Here is a 17,622-nt window from a genome sequence, read left to right as displayed (position 1 = left end):
CGCAAGCAGATCAAAGTGAATAAGAACAACCCTGGTAGCAAAGGCCTGTACGTGGCCAATGAAGCCGCCAACAAGCCGAAGCCGAAGCCGAAGGCCAAAAAGCAATGAAATCAATTCTGGTGCACGTCATCGGCTTCTTCATCGTCAACTCTCTGATCCCGGTATGGGCAGTCGAGGTTGACGGGGAGCTGGCGTCCACCTGGTATCTCTGCTTCATGCTTGTGGACATGATCGCCTTGTCATTCGTGAAAATGCGCCTGCTGAAGGTAGTACTTGCGATCTCCTGCGCTTGGTCTGCCTGCCTCGCGTTTGAGACGCATCTGCTGCACGACATGCTCCAAGGTCATGACTACATCGTTCAATTCGTTATCGATGCTGCACTGATCGCTTGTGCAGCAATGATCGCTTTTGATTACTGTAAAGCGCGCAGGCGCGGGATGGTGGCTAATTGACGACCGTGGCCTACAAAGATGGCGTTATCGCCTACGACTCACGCCAGACCCGGGGCGACAGGATCGTTTCGGACAACTGCGACAAGCGCCAGGCGGTCGATGGTGTCAGCTTCTTCCTGTCGGGTGCTGTATGTGACGAGAAAGCGCTGATCGCTGCTTACTTCGGAACCCCTTCGCCGGTTCCAGTTGAATGCTCGGGCTACGTCGTCGACAAGGGCAAGCTGATGATGGTCGGCCATGACGACAGGACGGGTATCTGGAAGCAGGAGCTCGACCTGGCGAACCCTGATGCCATCGGCAGTGGTTCTGCATATGCCCTGGCGGCGATGGATATGGGGGCAAGCGCAGAGGAAGCGGTATGCGCCGCCATGAAGCGGGACATCTACACAGGCGGTCAAGTAAAGACTTTCATTGTTGGCGAGGCGCGCAAGGCGCCGAGGATGGTTTCGTAATGGCAGGCGGCCGTCCTACGAAGTACAAGCCTGAGTATGTGCAGCAGGCAGAGAAGCTGTGCGCGCTTGGAGCAACTGACTCCGAAATGGCCGACTTCTTCGAGGTAACGATTTCTACCTTTTCACTATGGAAGGTCAAACACCCTGAGTTTTCGGAAGCCTTAAAGGGCGGAAAGGACATTGCTGATCGTCGTGTAGAGACCGCGCTTTATAACCGAGCAATGGGTTACTCGCATGAAGAGACTGATATTCGTGTTGTCGATGGAACTGTAGTTATGACTCCAATCGTCAAGCATTACCCGCCTGATACCACCGCGGCGATCTTCTGGCTGAAGAACAGGAAGCCTCAAGACTGGCGAGATAAGCGCGAAACTGAATTGTCTGGCGGAATTAACGTTTCTAACCTTTCGGATGAAGACCTTGAGCGCCGTATCGCCGAGCTCTCGTGAGGGCAAGCAAGAGCTTTTGCTCCTCCTCGAGGAGAGAAAGCGGCGTCAGCAGGCCGGAACTGTCGTTGGTATCGTTCATCCGATCGATGGCCATACGCATTCTATCGTTCGTCGCCGTGGGAAATGGCAGTCGACCTCCGAAGATGCGCAGGTTTATCTTCCGGCCAAGCTTGAGGATGTATTGCGTTCGGATAAGCGCTTCATCATCGTCATCGGCGGCCGAGGCTCGGGCAAGTCGGTAGGGGTTGCTGGCATCTGCCTGATCGACGCAAAGGACAACAACGCAAAGACGTACTGCCTCCGCGAGTATCAATCCAGCATTCGAAACTCTATTCATTCGCTGCTGAAAGAAGAGATCAGCCGCCTGGAGTTCTCGGGCTTTGAGGTCCAGGACAACGGGATCAAGCGCTCGGGTGAGGATGCATTTCAGTTTGCCGGCCTGGCGCGCAACGTCGATAGCATCAAATCGGCCCACGGCTTCAAGCGCTTCCAAATCGAGGAAGCACAGTTCATTAGTACTGACTCACTTAAGGCATTGACGCCAACGGCGAGGAAGAAGCCAATGAAGGGCAAGCCGACGCAACTTGAAGATGTTGTCGACGACCCATCATCCGGCGTCTCGATGATCTTCATTGCGAATCCTGGTAGCAGTGAAGACCCATTCAGCAAGCGGTTCATAACGCCGTTCAAAGATCATCTTGATCGAGACGGTCGCTATGAAGATGACCTGCACCTGATCGTGGTGATGAACTACGGGGACAACCCCTGGTATCACTTGAGCGGACTGGAAGAAGAGCGCCAGTGGGACTATGAGAACCTCGACCGCGCGCTGTATGACCACATCTGGCTCGGGGCCTTCAACGACTCGGTCGAGAATGCCCTGATCAAAGCAGAATGGTTTGACGCCTGCGTTGATGCTCACAAGAAACTTGGTTTCGCGCCGACTGGAGCACGGATCGGCTCTCATGATCCATCAGACCTGGGGCCGGACAGCAAGGGCTTTGCCGTGCGCCATGGCTCTGTGCTGATCGACTTGCAGGAGAAGTTGGATGGCAACGTTAACGAGGGCGGCCACTGGGCTGCGGGTGAGGCCATCAAGTCCCAGGTTGATTCATTCTCATGGGATGGCGACGGCATGGGCATCGCGCTGACCGAACAGTTCAGTAAGGACTTTGAGGGTAAGCCAACTGTTCTTTCTGTGTTTCGTGGCTCAGAGTCGCCCGACTTCCCTGATGCTGTCTATGCTCCGGCCATGGCATCGCCCGTGGCCCAGCAGAAGACCAATCGCGACGTGTTCCGCAACAAGCGTGCGCAGTATTACTTCGAACTGCGTGACCGAGCCTACAGAACCTATCGCGCAGTCGAGCATGGCGAGTACCACGATCCTGCGCGACTTATCAGCTTTGATTCATCAATAGATATTTTGCATAGACTTCGCGCCGAGCTATGTAGAATGCCTATCAAGCCAAACGGCAATGGCCTCTTCGAGCTCTACACAAAAGAAGAGATGAAGTCGAAGTTCAAGATGGCCAGTCCCAACCTGGCCGACTCCGTAATGATCCTGATGCGGCACGTTGCGGTGAGTAGGCCAAAGGCCGTCATTCCGAAACCGATTCGTCCGATGGGCAGAAGATAATGCTGACACTCAAAAGGCTGAAAGAGCTTCACGACAAGGCCTACTGCCACGGGCAGACAACCAGGCTGCGCGCTGCTGACGACATGATGTTCTATCACATCACTCAGTGGGACGATTCGACGCTTGGCGAGTCATCGCTGCAGTACCGCGGCCAGTTCGACGTGCTTCGGAAGGCTGGGCGCCAGATCATGGCAGACCTTCGGGCCAATCCGGTTCAGGTCAACTTTGTGCCCAAGAGCGAGTCGCGGGACGACGGAGCCGACATCCTGGATGGCCTGTATCTGACTGACGATCGTGCAAACACTTCGCTCGAGGCCTACGACAACGCTACTGGCGAGGCTGTCGTCTGCGGTGTTGGCGCATGGGAGCTTTATACACGCTACGCAACAAACCGCGCCGGCGACAACCGTCAGGTCATCGAGCGCCGGCCGATCTACGAGGCTAACAACAACTGCTTCTGGGATCCCAACGCCAAGCGCCTGGACAAATCCGACGCCAAGTATGTGTCGATCCTCAATGCCTATTCCCCTGGCGGTTATCATGAACTAGTTGAAGAGCTATGCCGAGAGCCTGGCAAGCCATCAAAGAAAAAGCGCAAGGATGAAGAATGCGAGGACGAAGACGAAACGCCTTCTTCGTTCGCATCCCCTGAGCAGTCCTACACTTTCCCCTGGATGGGCAGTGGCAACGACATCGTCTACGTCGTGTGCTTCTACCATCGCCGCAGGATCAAGGACAAGGTGATCACGCTCACTGATCCGCTGGGGCAGACTGTTATGTACCGGGAATCAGATCTCGTTGACTTGATGGACGAGCTGATCGACGACGGCTATGTCATCGAAAGCGAACGCGACATTGAGCGCTGGGAGGTGCGCAAGTACATCGCGTCCGGCGAAAAGATCCTCAACGGTAAGATGGGCAAGAATGGCGAGCGCGAGGGGGAGGTGATTGCCGGCGAGAACATCCCGGTCATTCCAACCTACGGTGAGCGTGCGTTTATCGAAGGCGAAGAGCACTACGAGGGCATAACTCGACTGGCCAAAGATCCCCAGCGACTGCGCAACTTCCAACTGTCTTACCTCGCCGACATCGTTAGCCGAAGCCCTCGGCCTAAGCCGATCTTCAACCCTGAGCAGGTCCAGGGTTTCGAGTTCATGTATGAGGAAAATGGCGCCGACAGCAACTACCCGTATTTGCTCCAGAATCGAAAAACCGGTGACGGGCAAGATTTACCAATTGGCCCGGTTGCGGTCATGCCTGAGCAGACTATCCCTCAGGCACTTATGGCCAGCATCGAGCTGTCTCGCCAGGCGGTGGAAGACGTTGCCAACCCTGGGTTGCCGCAGGACATCGCAGACCCCGATCTCTCGGGCAAGGCGGTCAACGCCCTGACCAATCGCCTCGATCAGCAATCCATCGTTTATCAGCAGAACTTGAAGCACGCCAAGCGCCGGGACGCAGAGGTCTATGCATCCATGGCTGTTGAAGTGTATGACGCCCCTCGCGAGGTTACGCTGACGGCGCCTGACGGCACGACCAAAAAGGTCAAGATCATGGAGGCAGTACTCGATCGTGAGACAGGCCAGCTTGTCGCACTCAATGATCTGACCAACACAGAATATGACGTTTATGCCGATATCGGTCCGAGCTACTCGAGCAAGAAAGAGCAGACCATCGATCAGCTGAGTCAGATGGCAACAAGCATGGCGCCCATCGATCCGATGATGGCAAAAATGCTGATGCTCCAGACGCTCACTCTGATCAACGGCGTGGATATGGAGCCGGTCCGCAAATACGCCCGCAAGCAACTGATCCTGGCTGGCATCTTTGAGCCTGAAACCGAAGAAGAAGAGGCCATGCTGCAGGAGGCGCAAAGCCAGCAGCCCCCGCCGGACGCGAACATGGTCCTTGCTCAGGCAGAAATGGAGAAGGCCAAGGCCGCGCAGATGAATGCGCAGCGTGAAGCAATGAAAGATCAGGCAAGCGCCCAGAACAATGCCGCCAAAACGCAGATTGATGCATTCAGGGCACAGACAGACCGGGCTGCGGTTCAGGTTGATGCGCAGATTGCCGGCGCAGAAATTCAGTTCAAGCAGGCCCGGACAGCAGGGCAGATGATGGAGAACGTGCAGCGCCTGGTTAGCCCATATCGCGCGACGGTTCAGCCGAGGCAATAGTCCCGAAAGGGCGCGACGTGTGGCCGCTGCAGCGTAATGGCGGCGCTGGATACGGTAACCATTTTATTAGCCTAGCCCTAAGCCGGCTGGGCTTTTTTATTTATCTTAAATAGTAAAAAACTATCAGATCTATTGACATGATTAACGATAGCGCTACTCTATCGATTACTGAGGCGTAACAGGTTAAACGCAACCTTACTGGCGAGGAAAGCACCAGGCCATCGTTACCAAGCGAGTAAAAAATGGACCAAACCCTGGAAGAGTTACGGGCAGAAAATGCCGCGGCAGAGGCAGCAGCAGCCGAGGTTCCGCAAGCCGGAGCAACTGGTGCTGAAGAAGCGGAAGCAGCAGGTACAACTACCACCGACGACCTTGCGGAAGGCGGCGATGGCGAAGAAGGCCAGCAGGCAGAGCCCGAAGCATGGATGAAAAGCGACGACCAGGAGTCGCAAGGTGCGGAAAGGAAATTCACTGACAGCGACATCGGGGCGGCGAAAGCCAAGCTCCGGGCAAAGTTGGAGAGACAGCACCAATCGGAACTGGAAGAGTTGCGCGCACAGCTTGAAAAGCAGCGCAGCGAGTCCGTAGTGCAGCTGCCGGCAGAAAAGCCAAAGCGCGAACAGTTTTACGACCATGACGACCCAGACGAAGCCTATTTGGATGCCCTGGCGGATTGGAAAGTAAGCGAGCGTCTCGCCAAGCATCAGGCCGGCAGCCAGCAATACGAACAGCAGCGCAAGCAGCTTGAAGCGCAGCAGAAGATCAGTTCCAGCGTGGATCAGCACTACGAGCGGGCAGCAGTACTGGCAGCAGCAAGTGGTATCAGTACCGAGCTGTATCAGTCTGCTGATCGGAGAGTGCGTGAGGGCATTCAAGGTGTATTTGGCGGCGAAAGCGGCGAGCACATCACGAACGCGCTCATTGCCAGCCTGGGGGAAGGTTCGGAGAAGGTGCTCTACAACCTCGGGGTGAACCCGAAACGCCTCAACGAACTGACCTCAAAGCTTGCCCAGGACCCGAGCGGGATTCAGGCCTCGATTTATCTTGGCAAGTTGTCCGCCGAACTGGCCTCTCCTCCACGCAAGACAAGCAAAGCGCCGGCTCCTGCCGCGAACGTATTGGGTGATGCAAACACCGCCGAACCAGGGAAAGCCTTACACCGCAAATACCTGGAAGCGCAAAAGCGCGGCGATGTGCAAGCGGCATTCAACGTTCGTCGTGAGGCTCGGGCCGCAAAAATCAATGTGAGCTCTTGGTAAGGAATTACGACGATGGCAGCTTTAACCGCAGGCAAGATTGCTGAGGTCATGTTCGAAGAGGCGCTCGATACCTACGAGCCTCAGGACATGCTCCTTCCAACCACCACGTTCTATGAGCCTGATGGCTCGACCATGCAGAACTCGGGCAACATCATCTGGCGACCAGTTCAGCAGCATCGCCCGGTGATCGACGGCTGGGATCTGACCGGCCTAGAAACCGGCATTATCGAGGAAACCTATCCGGCGACCCTCACTGTTCCGAAAAACGATCTGGTTAGCCAGCGTGCTGACGACATGCGCGACATGCGCTTCTGGCAGAAAGCCGGTCAAGAAGCCGGGCGCCAACAGGCAACCAACCTGAACAAGGCAATCGCCAGCGCTGTCGGCACCCAGGGTGCGATGTTCTATCGCTCAAGCCAGACCAGCGGATACGATTTCATCGCCGAAGCCCAAGCGCTGATGAACGAGCGCCAAGGCGCGAAGACCGAGCGCTGCTTTCTGCTCAACGACCGCGACAACCTGAAGTTCGGCAAGGACTTGGCTGCCCGCCAGACCCTGCAGGGTCGACCAGAAAGCACCTGGGCAACTGGCCAGATCGGCCAGAACGTCGCCGAGTTCGATATCTACACCGCTTCGTTCCTGCCGAACATCGCCGGCGGTGCTGATCCGGCCACCACCGTGACTGCAAACCAATCGTTCGCGCCGACTGCCGGCCTGGTCGATCCGGTTCTGAACACCGTGACCAACGTCGACTACCGCACCGCAACCATTCCGGTCACAGCGTCGGCAGGCTACAACATCGGTGACAAGATCACCTTTGCGAACTCCGCGGTGACTGTGAAGGCTGTTGGCCTGGCCGATAAGTCGGATACCGGCGTTGCTATGACCTTCACCATCGTTGGCAAGCCGACCGGCACGTCGATCACTGTGTTCCCGAAGCCGATCGCGCTGGACGACCCTGCGCTGAGCACGCTGGAAAAGGCGTATGCCAACGTCAACACCCGCATCCTCAACGCGGCCACCGTCAACCGGGTCAACATCGACGCTTCCAAGAAGCTCAACCTGTTCTACGACAAAGACGCGGTTGAAGTCCTGGGCGGCAGCATCCCGGCGGATCTGTTCAAATCGTTCGACGGCCTGAAGGTCATCAATCAGACCATGAAGAACGGCCTGAAGATGTACATGATCTACGACGCCAACATGATCAACATGCAGTTCCGCTATCGCCTGTTCACCTGGTGGGGCGTGACCATCAAAGACCCATCGCGCTGCGGCGGTGCTGTGACCTTCTAACCACCTTCAATGGCCGGGGCCATTGGCCCCGAGCCTGGAGAGCCAGCGTATGGCATGCGTTCTGTATCGAGAGGGTGTAGGTCATGTTGAGCATGGCATCGAGTGCGAGATGATCACCTGCGAGGTTGAGCACCTTGAAGGACTTCTTGCCTCTGGCTGGCTCGTAAATCCACCGGGTCATGAAGCTGCATCAGCTTCTTCTGCTGAAAAGTCCCCGCGCGTTGAGCTCACTGATCAAGAAGTCCGTGAAGCTGCAAAAGCAGCCGGCATTGATGGCTGGGAAACCAAGCGCATCCACACTCTGCGCAAGGAATTGGTGTCCTGATGGCTCCTCTCAAGGCCGATCGGATAGCGGCAGCTTACTCGAAGCTGCGCATCTCCGGGCTCACTGTCGACCCGAATCCATCGGATCTTGAGCTGGCCCTGGGCGAGCTTGAAAGCATGATGTCGGAGCTCGCGTCCAGGGGGATCGAGGTTGGCTATAACTTCGAGCAGCAGCCTGACCCGAACAGTGACCTGGGCGTGCCCCAGGAATTCTGGAACATGATCACCTGCAACCTTGCTGTTCGGTTGATTTCCGACTTCAACAAAGAGCCGCCGATGACTCTGTTTAATCAGGCATCGCAGTCACTGTCGCTGGCATCTGGAGTCTGTGCGCGCAACCGCATCCGCAACGTTAAGTACCCGAGCCGTCAGCCTATCGGCAGCGGTAATAGGCGTTTTGAGCGCTGGCAGCGGTTCTATGCGCAGTTCAACGAGCTGCCACCGAACAAGCCTGATACCCTCGAAATCATGCAGGGTGAGACGAACGACTTCATGGAGTCCTTTGAGGCTTATCTGCGCACTGATGAGACTATTAGTGCCTTTGCCGTGACCTGTGACAATGGCCTTGTCGTAGTGTCGAGCGCGCTCAATGTGGCGGATGTTGACTACCGCCTTTCTGCGCCAGCCGACCTCACTACTTCTGTCTGGCAACAGGTGAAGATCAGGATTGAGACGACTGAAGGCCGAGTCGATATCCGTATTCGCAACTTCCAAGTGACTCCCTACGTGCGCGTAGGGGATCAGAACGTCTGACGGATAGGTGATCCGATATGCCAGTCCAGAAGATTCCTATCACCCTGATCAAGGGCGACAAGATAAGTGTCCAGACGGACTACTTGGACGCGATTCCAGAAAACATGTATGCGGTGCCAAAGCCGATTATGGGCGCGGCCGGCTACATGCTGCAGCACTCTGGACTCACTGAATATGGTACCGGCTCAGGGCCTGACCGTGGCGGCGTGTGGAACGAGCGCCTACAGATGCATTTCCGTGTTTCATATACGCAGTTTCTTGTTGTAAATGATGATGGATCAAACCAGCGGTTTGGAAATATTCCGGGCATGGAACAGGTTTCGATGCCTTATTCGTTCAATACTCAGGCCGTGATTGGTGGCGGGGCTTTCTGGCTGTATGATCCAGTAAATGGGTTCCGCCAGGTGCTTGATCCAGAAGTTAAGAAGCCAATCGACGGTACTTGGGTTGACGGTTATTACTTCCTGACTGACGGGGAATACCTCTATCACACGACGATTGCCAATGAAGAGTTGTTTGATCCGCTGGCGTTTGCCACGGCTGAATTCTCGCCAGATCCAACCCTTGGTGTTGGCAAAACCGCCGATGACAAGGTGATCGTATTCGGGCGCTACTCCACGGAGTTCTTTTCCAACGTAGCTTCTACAAATTTCGCATTCAGCAGGATTCAGGCCCGGGCGCTCAAGATAGGCATCGTAGCCACGCATGCCAAGTGCGAACTCAAGCAGTCCTGGTACTTCGTGGGGAGCCGTAAAGAGTCAGACCTGGGCGTTCACATGCTTGGGGTCGGCTCAACGCAGCAAATCTCAACTCGTGCAATTGATCGGATTCTAAGCAAGTACACAGAGCCTCAACTTGCTGATATGTCTATGGAAGCAGTCGAAGTTGATGGGATGTCCTTTGTCTACATTCATCTTCCAAACGAAACGCTTTTGTTCAACGAGACGGTGGCCAATTCATCTGGCATCGACAATGCCTGGTCGATCCTCAAGCGTGGTACTGGGTCATTGCCATGGCGTGGCATCAATGGCGTGTTTGATCCACGGCTAGGGAAGTGGGTTTTCGGCGACAAGATCGATCTGCGCCTGGGCGTCCTCGATCCGCTATCCGTTGATCAGTATGGCGAGATGGGCGAATGGGTCTTATATACGCCATTCATGTACCTGGAAGGGCTCTCAGTAGACAGTCTTAATATCGACATTCTCCCAGGGCATTCACCATCAGACGACGCAACCATGTTCGTGTCTCTGACATATGACGGCGTGACCTATGGGCATGAAGTAACAGCGATCTATGGGCGCCCTGGAGATTACAATCAGCGCTATATCGTGAACCGCATGGGGTATGTGCGCAACTGGGTCGGATTCAAGCTGCGTGGCGCCTCACGCGCCAAGATGGCATTTGGTAGGGGGTATCTCGAAGTTGGCTAATGGGAATGTCTCTCTAGATCTCTCGGCCTCTGACGTGGCTGGTTTTACGGGGTGGCCTGACGCCATGGTGAGCGATTACATCTCCCGTGGTGCCGACTACATGCTGACCGGTGCCGGAGACCCAAATACGTTGAACATTCCAGCGAACCGAACTCGGCAGTACCTGGATACAGATGCGGTGAAGATGTACGTCAACCCGGTGATTGGAGCTCGTACTGGCTGGGTGGCAGTGTGATGTTTAGGCAAGCGTTTTTATGCGAGGAGGTTGGCAATCTCTGGTGGGAGCCTGATCACCAGATCTGGAAATGGCTGGATGGCGAAATCTATGTGTCAATGACTCGCCGAGAAAACGCTATTTTCTGCCACTTTTCGGCAAAGCCTTCAGCGCTTAGGCGTCTGAGGGCGGCGACAAACGAACTTGTAGAGTTGGTATTTGAGTTAATGCCCTGGTGCCAGGTAGTGATGGGCAGTATTGAGCTTAGAAGCGTTGCAAAAGTCATGGAGAAGTGTGGCTTTGAGCACGTAGTAAATCATGAGCATCTGAAGGTTTATGCGAGGTTCCGAAAATGAGTGGCGGCGGAGGTGCTGGAAACGATAGCAAGAAGGCGGCCGAAGTTCAGGCTCGGTCTCAGCGCGAGGCTCTGGACTATCTAAAGCAGACGGAGCGACTTCCACAAGCTTACCGCGAGGGTGCATTGCAAGGGCTCGGGGCTGAGTATGGGTTTACCACCGATGCAAATGGAAACATTATGCAAGATGGCAGTTCGATTGCCGATCGAGCTATGTCTAGTCCTTTCTATACGAACGCCGTGAAAGTCGGTGAAGACGCAGTGCTTCGAAATGCATCTGCCACAGGCGGCTTGCGCTCGGGGAACGCACAAGACGCTTTAGCGCAGAACAGCACGAACGCTTATCTGGCCTCCTACGCCAATCAACTGTCAGGCCTTCAGGGCATGGCTCAGCTACCGTCGAACGCCAACAACATCGCCGCCAGCATGTCGGGCGTAGGGCAAACCCTGGCACAGGGGATCATCGGCGGCGCTCAGTCCAGCGCTGCAGCACAACAAGCCAATATCAACAACGCTATGGGCGCTGGCGCATTGGCGCTTCAGGGGTATGAAACGTTCTCTGATGAGCGTCTGAAAACCGATATCAAGCCAGCAGGCCGGCAAAATGGCCATAGCGTTTACACGTGGACCTGGAACAAAGCCGCGAACGCACTTGGACTTTTCGGCCGGGCAGCAGGAGTTATTGCCCAGGAAGTCGAGAAAACACATCCAGAAGCTATCACTGAGCTCGCAGGCTACAAGCTCGTCAACTATCGCAAAATTGGGGTGGACCGAGATGCTATTTGAATACACCCCTCTCACTGCGCAGAACGCTCAGCGTCAGAGAGATCAATACCAGCCATTTATGACGCGGCAGCCAGTTAATGCCGGCGGATCCGCTTCGAACCCAAATGCCATGCAGCTGGCAAAAGCGATGCGTGGCCTCGGCGCGGTCTACAACAGCCTGAAGGGCGCATCCACAGGGGCAGAGATCGGCGGTACCGGATATGGGCTCGGTCAATCTCTGCAGGCCGGGGAAATCGGCAGCTCAACCTATGCTGGCGGGGCGGCAGGCGCTGGCTCGGGAGCGGCATCTACAACCGGATCAGCCGTATCCGGTGGTACGCAAGCAGGATCAGCAGCTTCAAGCGCTGGCAGTTCTCTTGGATCCGTTCTCGGTGGCCTGAATATGGCGAAGGATGCCTATGGGATTTTTCAGGGCATGCAGACTCCCCAGGGCGTTGAGGGCCGCGACAAGGGATCGTTTGGAGGCGCAGCCGCGGCTGCAGGTACAGGAGCCGCAAGCGGCGCATCTGTTGGCGGCCCAATCGGAGCGATCGTCGGCGCCGGCCTCGGAAACGAAAGCTATCAATGGCAGCACGGAAACCGAAAATCGCTGACATCAATCGGCGGTCTTCTTCAGAGCGAGCTTACTGGCGGCTTGGCTGCTCGCGATATCGGAAGCTGGACAGGTCTTTGGGAATAAATCATGGCTAGCAATCCTTTCTACGTTGATCCGGGCAATGACTACAGCACTGGCCTTTCTGGCCTGAGCTCTACGCTGGCAAATATTCGCCAGGGGCGCATGCAAATGCGCGCCGAAGAAGAGCAAAAGCAGCGCCAGGCAGAAGCCTCTGCCGCAGCCCAGCAGGCCTACGAGAGCGGTGATCCTGACCTGATGGCTAAGGTCTCCCTCCAGTATCCTGAGATCGCTCAAAATCTGCACCAGGTCATCGGCCTGAATGACGAGCGCAAGGTAAAAGAGGCGGCTGGATTTGCCCGCGATGTTCTGTTGGCTCCCCCTGATCAGCGAGAGGCGATTTTCCAAAAGCGCATCCAGATGCTGCAAGACCAGGGCCGCGACCCAACCCATACGGCGCAGGCCTACCAGCAATACCTGCAAGACCCTAACGCGGCCATGCAGGGCATCGAGTTGGATTGGGCTGCTGGCGATCCACAGGGCTACAGCGTCATTGCCGAGAAGGCCAAAGCCAAAGCTCAGGCCGAGCGCGATGCACGAAAAGAAGCTCGTGAAGATCGCAAGCTTGATCAGCAAATGACCATTGCGCAAATGGGATCGGCAGACCGTGCGCTTACTCGCCAAATTGCCATGCTGAATGCGCAGCAAGCGGCGACAATGAACGATCTGAAGAAACAAGAGCTTCAGTTGAAGATTGGTGCCACTACCCAGAAGCAGATAGAAAATCAGAAAAGCCTGCAGGCCGCCGCTGAAGGGTCTGCCGCTACATTTGATCAAGCTATCGATTCTACTAATCGCCTGCTTAGCCACCCAGGCCTTGATAAGGCTGTTGGCCTGGCATCTTCATTCCCTACGGTTCCAGGCTCTGATGCTGCCAACTTCGAGGCAGAGCTTGATACGTTGAAGGCCCAAACCTTCTTGCCGCAAGTCGCCACGCTGAAGGGCATGGGGGCTCTATCCGATGCAGAAGGCAAAAAGCTTTCAGACTCTGTGGGAGCGCTCTCCTTGAAGATGAGTAAGCCGGCGTTTCGGGCTTCCTTGAAGCGAATAGAGGACACTCTCAATCAGGCGAAGAAGCGGGCAGTCAAGAGTGCGCCAGCGCCGATAGGGTCTAGCTCTCAATCTCCTGCAGCATCCACCGGCGGTTGGGAGATCATCCAATAATGGATACTCAAGAGTACCAAGTGAGGGCTCCTGACGGCCAGATCATCAAGCTGCGCGGCCCTGCTGGCGCCGATCATGCGACAGTAATTGCCCAGGCTCAGAAACTGTACGCGCAAAGCCAACAGCCATCTCAAGCTGGAAGCATGATTCCCGGGCGATCTGAAGACCAAAGCGCTACAGGGCAAGATCCGCGTGCCGCGCGAGCAATCGCCGCTATGGACCAATATCCACTTGGGCAGCCTGCGCAAGAAGATCCTGGGCTTCTCGACAAGCTCGGCACCATGATCACTGGCAGCGATAGACAAACGCGCGCCACCGAGGAACTGCCAGAGCTTCAAAACTCAGGCCTTCTTGCTGGTCTTGATATCCCCGTTGCAAAGCGCGCTGGTGTTACGGCTGCGCTCATGACCATGACAGATCCAGCAGAGATAGCTCAGACACTCAAGAATCTCTCGCCGGCGATTGGCATTCAACAAGATGAAAAAGGAAACCTAATCGCCGCTAACAACACAACCGGCGCTCGAGCTGTAATTAACAAGCCAGGCGCAACAGGTCTTGATGCTCTTCAGGCTGCAGCTCTTGGCGCAGCGTTTGTTCCAGCCGGACGAGCCGCAACCGCAGCTGGCGGCGGTATTGCCAGGCAAGCTGCAGTCTTGGGAGCTGGATCTGCTGCAACCCAGGCCGCAATCGAGGGCGGTCAATCTGCTGCTGGCGGCGAATTCAATGCAGGGGATGTGGCGCTTGCCGGCGCTACTGGCGCAGCGATTCCCGCCGTGACAGGTGCTGTTGGCGCTGGCGTTGATTTGGCCCGTCGCGGCATAGCTGCTCTTCGCGGGGAGGCCGGCGGCGCCGCGCCAATTGTCCAGGCGGCGAACGCCAACAATATCCCTTTGATGACGAGCGATATCGCGCCACCGAGGACGCCAATTGGTCAAATGGCGCAGCGCACTGGAGAGCGTATCCCGTATGCAGGAACTGGCGCTCAGCGCGTAACGCAGCAGGAAGCTCGTGTAGCTGCCATTCAACAACTTGGAGAGCGCTATCCCGCTCCACAGCCAAACCAGATCATAGACAGCCTCAGGAGCAGGACCTCAGAAATTCGCCGATCGGCTGGCGAGCGCTTACAGCGATATGAGCAACAGCTCAATAACGTCGGAGAGGTTGGATATCCTCGCACCACTCAGGCTATCGACGATGCCATTCAAGAACTTCAACGGCCTGGCGTGGTTCAGAGTCCGGAAGCCCTTGCCGAGCTTCGGCAGTTCGCGCAGACGCTTGGGGAGGCGCCTCAAACTTACCAGACCCTGAGAGAGAACAGGACAGCTCTGCGAGAGGTTGTGAACAGCTTTGACAGTCCAATGCGCAGCCAGCTGCCAAGCAGGGCCAGAGCACTTCTGACTCGCGTCCAGTCCTCGCTAACCCAGGATATGCAGGATGTCGCACGATCGAACCTTTCTCCGCGTGATTTTGGCCGGCTTCAGCAGGCAAATTCTGTTTATGCAAGGGAGGCTGATCTTCTCCAGAACACTCGCCTCAAGGGCGTCCTGGATAAAGGTGATCTGACCCCCGAGGTTGCCGAGCACCTGCTTTTCAGCAGAAAGCCCAGCGAAGTTCGAACCCTTTATCGCAGCCTGGATAACAACGGCAGGCATGCCGCGCGCGCAACCCTGATTCAAAAGGCGATCCGCGATTCTGGTGGGATCGAGAATATTTCTCCAGATCGTTTTGCAAACACCATGCGCAGGCTTCAGCAACAGTCTGGGATCATATTTAGAGGACAGGAATTGGCTCAGCTTCGCGGCTTGGAGCAAGTCCTAAACGCAACGCGCAGGGCCGGCCAGATTGGCATTACAAGCACAGGTCAAGAGGCTTCAATCCCTCTTGCCGCAGCAGCAGCCGGATCTGCAATGGGTAGCTTCGGCGGAACAGTTGCTCTTGGAGCAGCAATAGGGGGAGCCGCTAGGGCCTACGAAAGCACCGCCGTCCGAAACGCACTGATTCGAATCGGCAACGCGCCCAGGACTACTGCAAGTCGCGATCTTGCTTTGCGTCTCGCTCGCGATTTAGACGCCGGGATTCAATCTGCGCGCGCTCAAGTTCCTGAAGAGCAACAAACACAATGAATACGAGAACGCCAGTCATTATTGACATGAATTCACCTCAAACCAAATCAAAATGGTGAGCCGCAATGGAAGATGAAAACGAAGTACGGTCACCGTACGACTATTATGCCGACCCCACAAGGGGCAGGCCCGTATTCAATGGGCAGATCTTTGTCGGAAAGCCAGACACCGACCCTCAGATCATCTCTAACCGCCTTCAAGTCATGGCGCTCCAGGAGGACGGGTCAAAAGTAGCGATTGCCCAGCCTATACGCACCGGCGCTGGTGGCGTTCCGATGCTGAATGGCTCGCCCGTTCAGCTATCTGTGGATGGTGAGCACTCTTTCAAGATGTTGGACGCAAATGGGGCGCAGGTCTACTACGCGCCATCAATTGTCGGCGGCGTTAGGCCGACAACGATCGTTCGAACTCAAGTCGTTCCGGCCAGCATCAGCCTTACGAACCGATTCATCAATAGCAGCCTTTTCGACACGAATATGACTGCAGCCGCATATTACAACCTGCACCCGGCTTCTGCCGACTTCGGCGGGATAGCTGTTCTCCCGTTTAACATTGAAAACATTCCGGCCGAGCGTTTTGACTTGGCTGAAGGCAGCGGAATCATTGACCTTGGAGGGCTCTCATAATGGCTACTCAATACCAGCTTCGCCGCGGCACTACCGCTGAAAACCTTCTGTTTACAGGTGCTCAGGGAGAATTGACCGTTGACACGGATCGGCATGCGGTAATCGTGCACGATGGCGTCACAGCCGGCGGATATCCTGCAGCCACTGGCCCCCAAGTCACGGATGGGACGTTTTACTACAATGACAATATTCCAGGAGGTTCGGCAGCAAACGCTTACATCCTGGTACCTAAAACGAACACCAACACTCCAAATTCGTACAAGGATGGTGTTCAGTTTGGTTTTGTGACGAACAACCCAAATACAGGCCCTTCAACTGCAAACTTCCAGGGCCTTGGCGTAAAAAGCATCAAATATCCTGGCGGAGTCGATCCGGCGCCAGGCGATGTTTCTGGCCGCGTAACGCTAATCTACGATGCCGGCAATGATTGGCTGGAATTGCAGCGCAAGCCTACTGGCAACCGCCCTCAGATCAGCACCGTTGGTGCGTCTATAAGTGGTAATGCGCTCACGCTCCTTCTCCCGGCTACTACTATCGATTTCCGGTCTCCCGCTCTGAATAATGGTGCGATTGTTACGGGATACGTTACAACTGCTTTGAGCCTTGTTCTCCCATCTGGCGCTAGCCTTGGCACAATTAACGGGCGGCAAAGCAGGATCGTTGTAATCGCAATCTACAATTCTGGAACTGTTGAGCTTGCAGCTATCAACCTGGACGGCGGAACAAGGCTCGATGAAAGCGCGCTCATCAATACGACTGCTATTTCTTCGTCTGCCACATCTTCCACCACGTTTTATTCGAACACTGCACGCTCTGGCGTCCCTTATCGCGTGATGGGTTATGTCCAATCGACACAGGCAACTGCTGGCGTATGGGCGACCACTCCAAGCCAAGTCCAGGGCCAGGGCGGCCAGTCGATCATTTACCCGGACCGCGTTCGCTCATCGACTGCTCAGCCAACCACTACAGGGACGTCCGTCGACTTCATCAACCTTCCTAGCGGCATCAAAAGGATGACCTTGATGCTTAATGGGGTTTCCACTAACGGATCTAGTAACTACATTGTTCAGATAGGGTCGGGGGCGATTGAGACAAGCGGCTACCAGTGCACCGCCTCGTCCGGGTCAACTGTATATACTGCGACAAATGGAATTATTTGTCTTGGAAACGTTGTAGCGGCTAACACGCATTCTGGGATTTTTACTATGGTTCCGCTTGATGCTACAACATGGATTTTTAGTTCTGTTTCCGGAGCTAATGGCGCATCGGCAGTCGGCACAATCAGCTCTGGCAATAAAACAATTTCTGGAGCATTTGATAGGATCAGGCTCACCACTGTAAATGGAACCGATACTTTTGATGCCGGATCTATAAATATTCAGTATGAGGTGTGATATGCCTTTATTTAGGGTTGAATACAATATACTAACAGGAGAGCGCTCCCAGGTAGAGCAAA

The 17,622-nt window shown here is 55.4% G+C and carries 16 protein-coding genes; all 16 read left to right on the top strand.

The window, feature by feature from the left end:
* Window positions 1-104: 104 nt before the first annotated feature.
* The 16 genes from ACZ5KU_RS21135 to ACZ5KU_RS21060 all read left to right on the top strand — a co-directional run bounded on the left by ACZ5KU_RS21135 (window position 105) and on the right by ACZ5KU_RS21060 (window position 17,560).
* A complete protein-coding gene (locus ACZ5KU_RS21135) occupies window positions 105-452 on the top strand; it encodes a hypothetical protein (RefSeq protein WP_464736193.1) in 348 nt (115 codons plus the stop codon).
* Window positions 449-904: a proteasome subunit beta gene (locus ACZ5KU_RS21130; RefSeq protein WP_464736192.1), complete on the top strand. Its 456-nt coding sequence runs from the start codon at window positions 449-451 to the stop codon at window positions 902-904. The genes ACZ5KU_RS21135 and ACZ5KU_RS21130 overlap by 4 nt, the downstream gene beginning before the upstream one ends.
* Window positions 904-1,353 (top strand): terminase, encoded by a 450-nt coding sequence (locus ACZ5KU_RS21125; protein WP_464736191.1) that lies wholly within the window; start codon window positions 904-906, stop codon window positions 1,351-1,353. Before ACZ5KU_RS21130 ends, ACZ5KU_RS21125 begins: the two co-directional genes overlap by 1 nt.
* A complete protein-coding gene (locus ACZ5KU_RS21120) occupies window positions 1,325-2,989 on the top strand; it encodes a PBSX family phage terminase large subunit (RefSeq protein ID WP_464736190.1) in 1,665 nt (554 codons plus the stop codon). Before ACZ5KU_RS21125 ends, ACZ5KU_RS21120 begins: the two co-directional genes overlap by 29 nt.
* Window positions 2,989-5,166: a portal protein gene (locus tag ACZ5KU_RS21115; RefSeq protein ID WP_464736189.1), complete on the top strand. Its 2,178-nt coding sequence runs from the start codon at window positions 2,989-2,991 to the stop codon at window positions 5,164-5,166. Before ACZ5KU_RS21120 ends, ACZ5KU_RS21115 begins: the two co-directional genes overlap by 1 nt.
* 242 nt (window positions 5,167-5,408) lie before the next feature.
* The gene (locus ACZ5KU_RS21110) at window positions 5,409-6,425 is read left to right on the top strand and encodes a hypothetical protein (protein WP_464736188.1); all 1,017 of its coding nucleotides are present in this window, start codon (window positions 5,409-5,411) and stop codon (window positions 6,423-6,425) included.
* A 12-nt stretch (window positions 6,426-6,437) separates the two neighbouring features.
* Window positions 6,438-7,718 (top strand): P22 phage major capsid protein family protein, encoded by a 1,281-nt coding sequence (locus tag ACZ5KU_RS21105; protein WP_464736187.1) that lies wholly within the window; start codon window positions 6,438-6,440, stop codon window positions 7,716-7,718.
* Between the two features lie 49 nt (window positions 7,719-7,767).
* Window positions 7,768-8,043, top strand: a complete 276-nt coding sequence (locus ACZ5KU_RS21100; protein ID WP_464736186.1) for a hypothetical protein — start codon at window positions 7,768-7,770, stop codon at window positions 8,041-8,043.
* A complete protein-coding gene (locus tag ACZ5KU_RS21095; RefSeq protein ID WP_464736185.1) occupies window positions 8,043-8,795 on the top strand; it encodes a packaged DNA stabilization gp4 family protein in 753 nt (250 codons plus the stop codon). The genes ACZ5KU_RS21100 and ACZ5KU_RS21095 overlap by 1 nt, the downstream gene beginning before the upstream one ends.
* Window positions 8,796-8,812: 17 nt before the next feature.
* Window positions 8,813-10,225: a packaged DNA stabilization protein gene (locus ACZ5KU_RS21090; RefSeq protein WP_464736184.1), complete on the top strand. Its 1,413-nt coding sequence runs from the start codon at window positions 8,813-8,815 to the stop codon at window positions 10,223-10,225.
* 566 nt (window positions 10,226-10,791) lie between these two features.
* The gene (locus ACZ5KU_RS21085) at window positions 10,792-11,580 is read left to right on the top strand and encodes a tail fiber domain-containing protein (RefSeq protein WP_464736183.1); all 789 of its coding nucleotides are present in this window, start codon (window positions 10,792-10,794) and stop codon (window positions 11,578-11,580) included.
* Window positions 11,570-12,259, top strand: coding sequence for a hypothetical protein (locus ACZ5KU_RS21080; RefSeq protein WP_464736182.1), 690 nt, complete (start codon window positions 11,570-11,572; stop codon window positions 12,257-12,259). The genes ACZ5KU_RS21085 and ACZ5KU_RS21080 overlap by 11 nt, the downstream gene beginning before the upstream one ends.
* 3 nt (window positions 12,260-12,262) lie before the next feature.
* A complete protein-coding gene (locus ACZ5KU_RS21075) occupies window positions 12,263-13,417 on the top strand; it encodes a hypothetical protein (RefSeq protein WP_464736181.1) in 1,155 nt (384 codons plus the stop codon).
* Window positions 13,418-13,632: 215 nt separating this feature from the next.
* Window positions 13,633-15,540, top strand: a complete 1,908-nt coding sequence (locus tag ACZ5KU_RS21070; protein WP_464736180.1) for a hypothetical protein — start codon at window positions 13,633-13,635, stop codon at window positions 15,538-15,540.
* Between the two features lie 65 nt (window positions 15,541-15,605).
* Window positions 15,606-16,166 carry a phage tailspike protein gene (locus ACZ5KU_RS21065; RefSeq protein WP_464736179.1) on the top strand — a complete coding sequence of 187 codons (561 nt, stop codon included), beginning with the start codon at window positions 15,606-15,608 and terminating at the stop codon, window positions 16,164-16,166.
* The gene (locus ACZ5KU_RS21060; protein ID WP_464736178.1) at window positions 16,166-17,560 is read left to right on the top strand and encodes a hyaluronate lyase N-terminal domain-containing protein; all 1,395 of its coding nucleotides are present in this window, start codon (window positions 16,166-16,168) and stop codon (window positions 17,558-17,560) included. Before ACZ5KU_RS21065 ends, ACZ5KU_RS21060 begins: the two co-directional genes overlap by 1 nt.
* Window positions 17,561-17,622: the final 62 nt, after the last annotated feature.

This window comes from Pseudomonas sp. Tof1, assembly GCF_055390395.1.
Note: the sequence above shows the minus strand (reverse complement) of the source record. Positions and strands in the feature narration are given on the sequence as shown.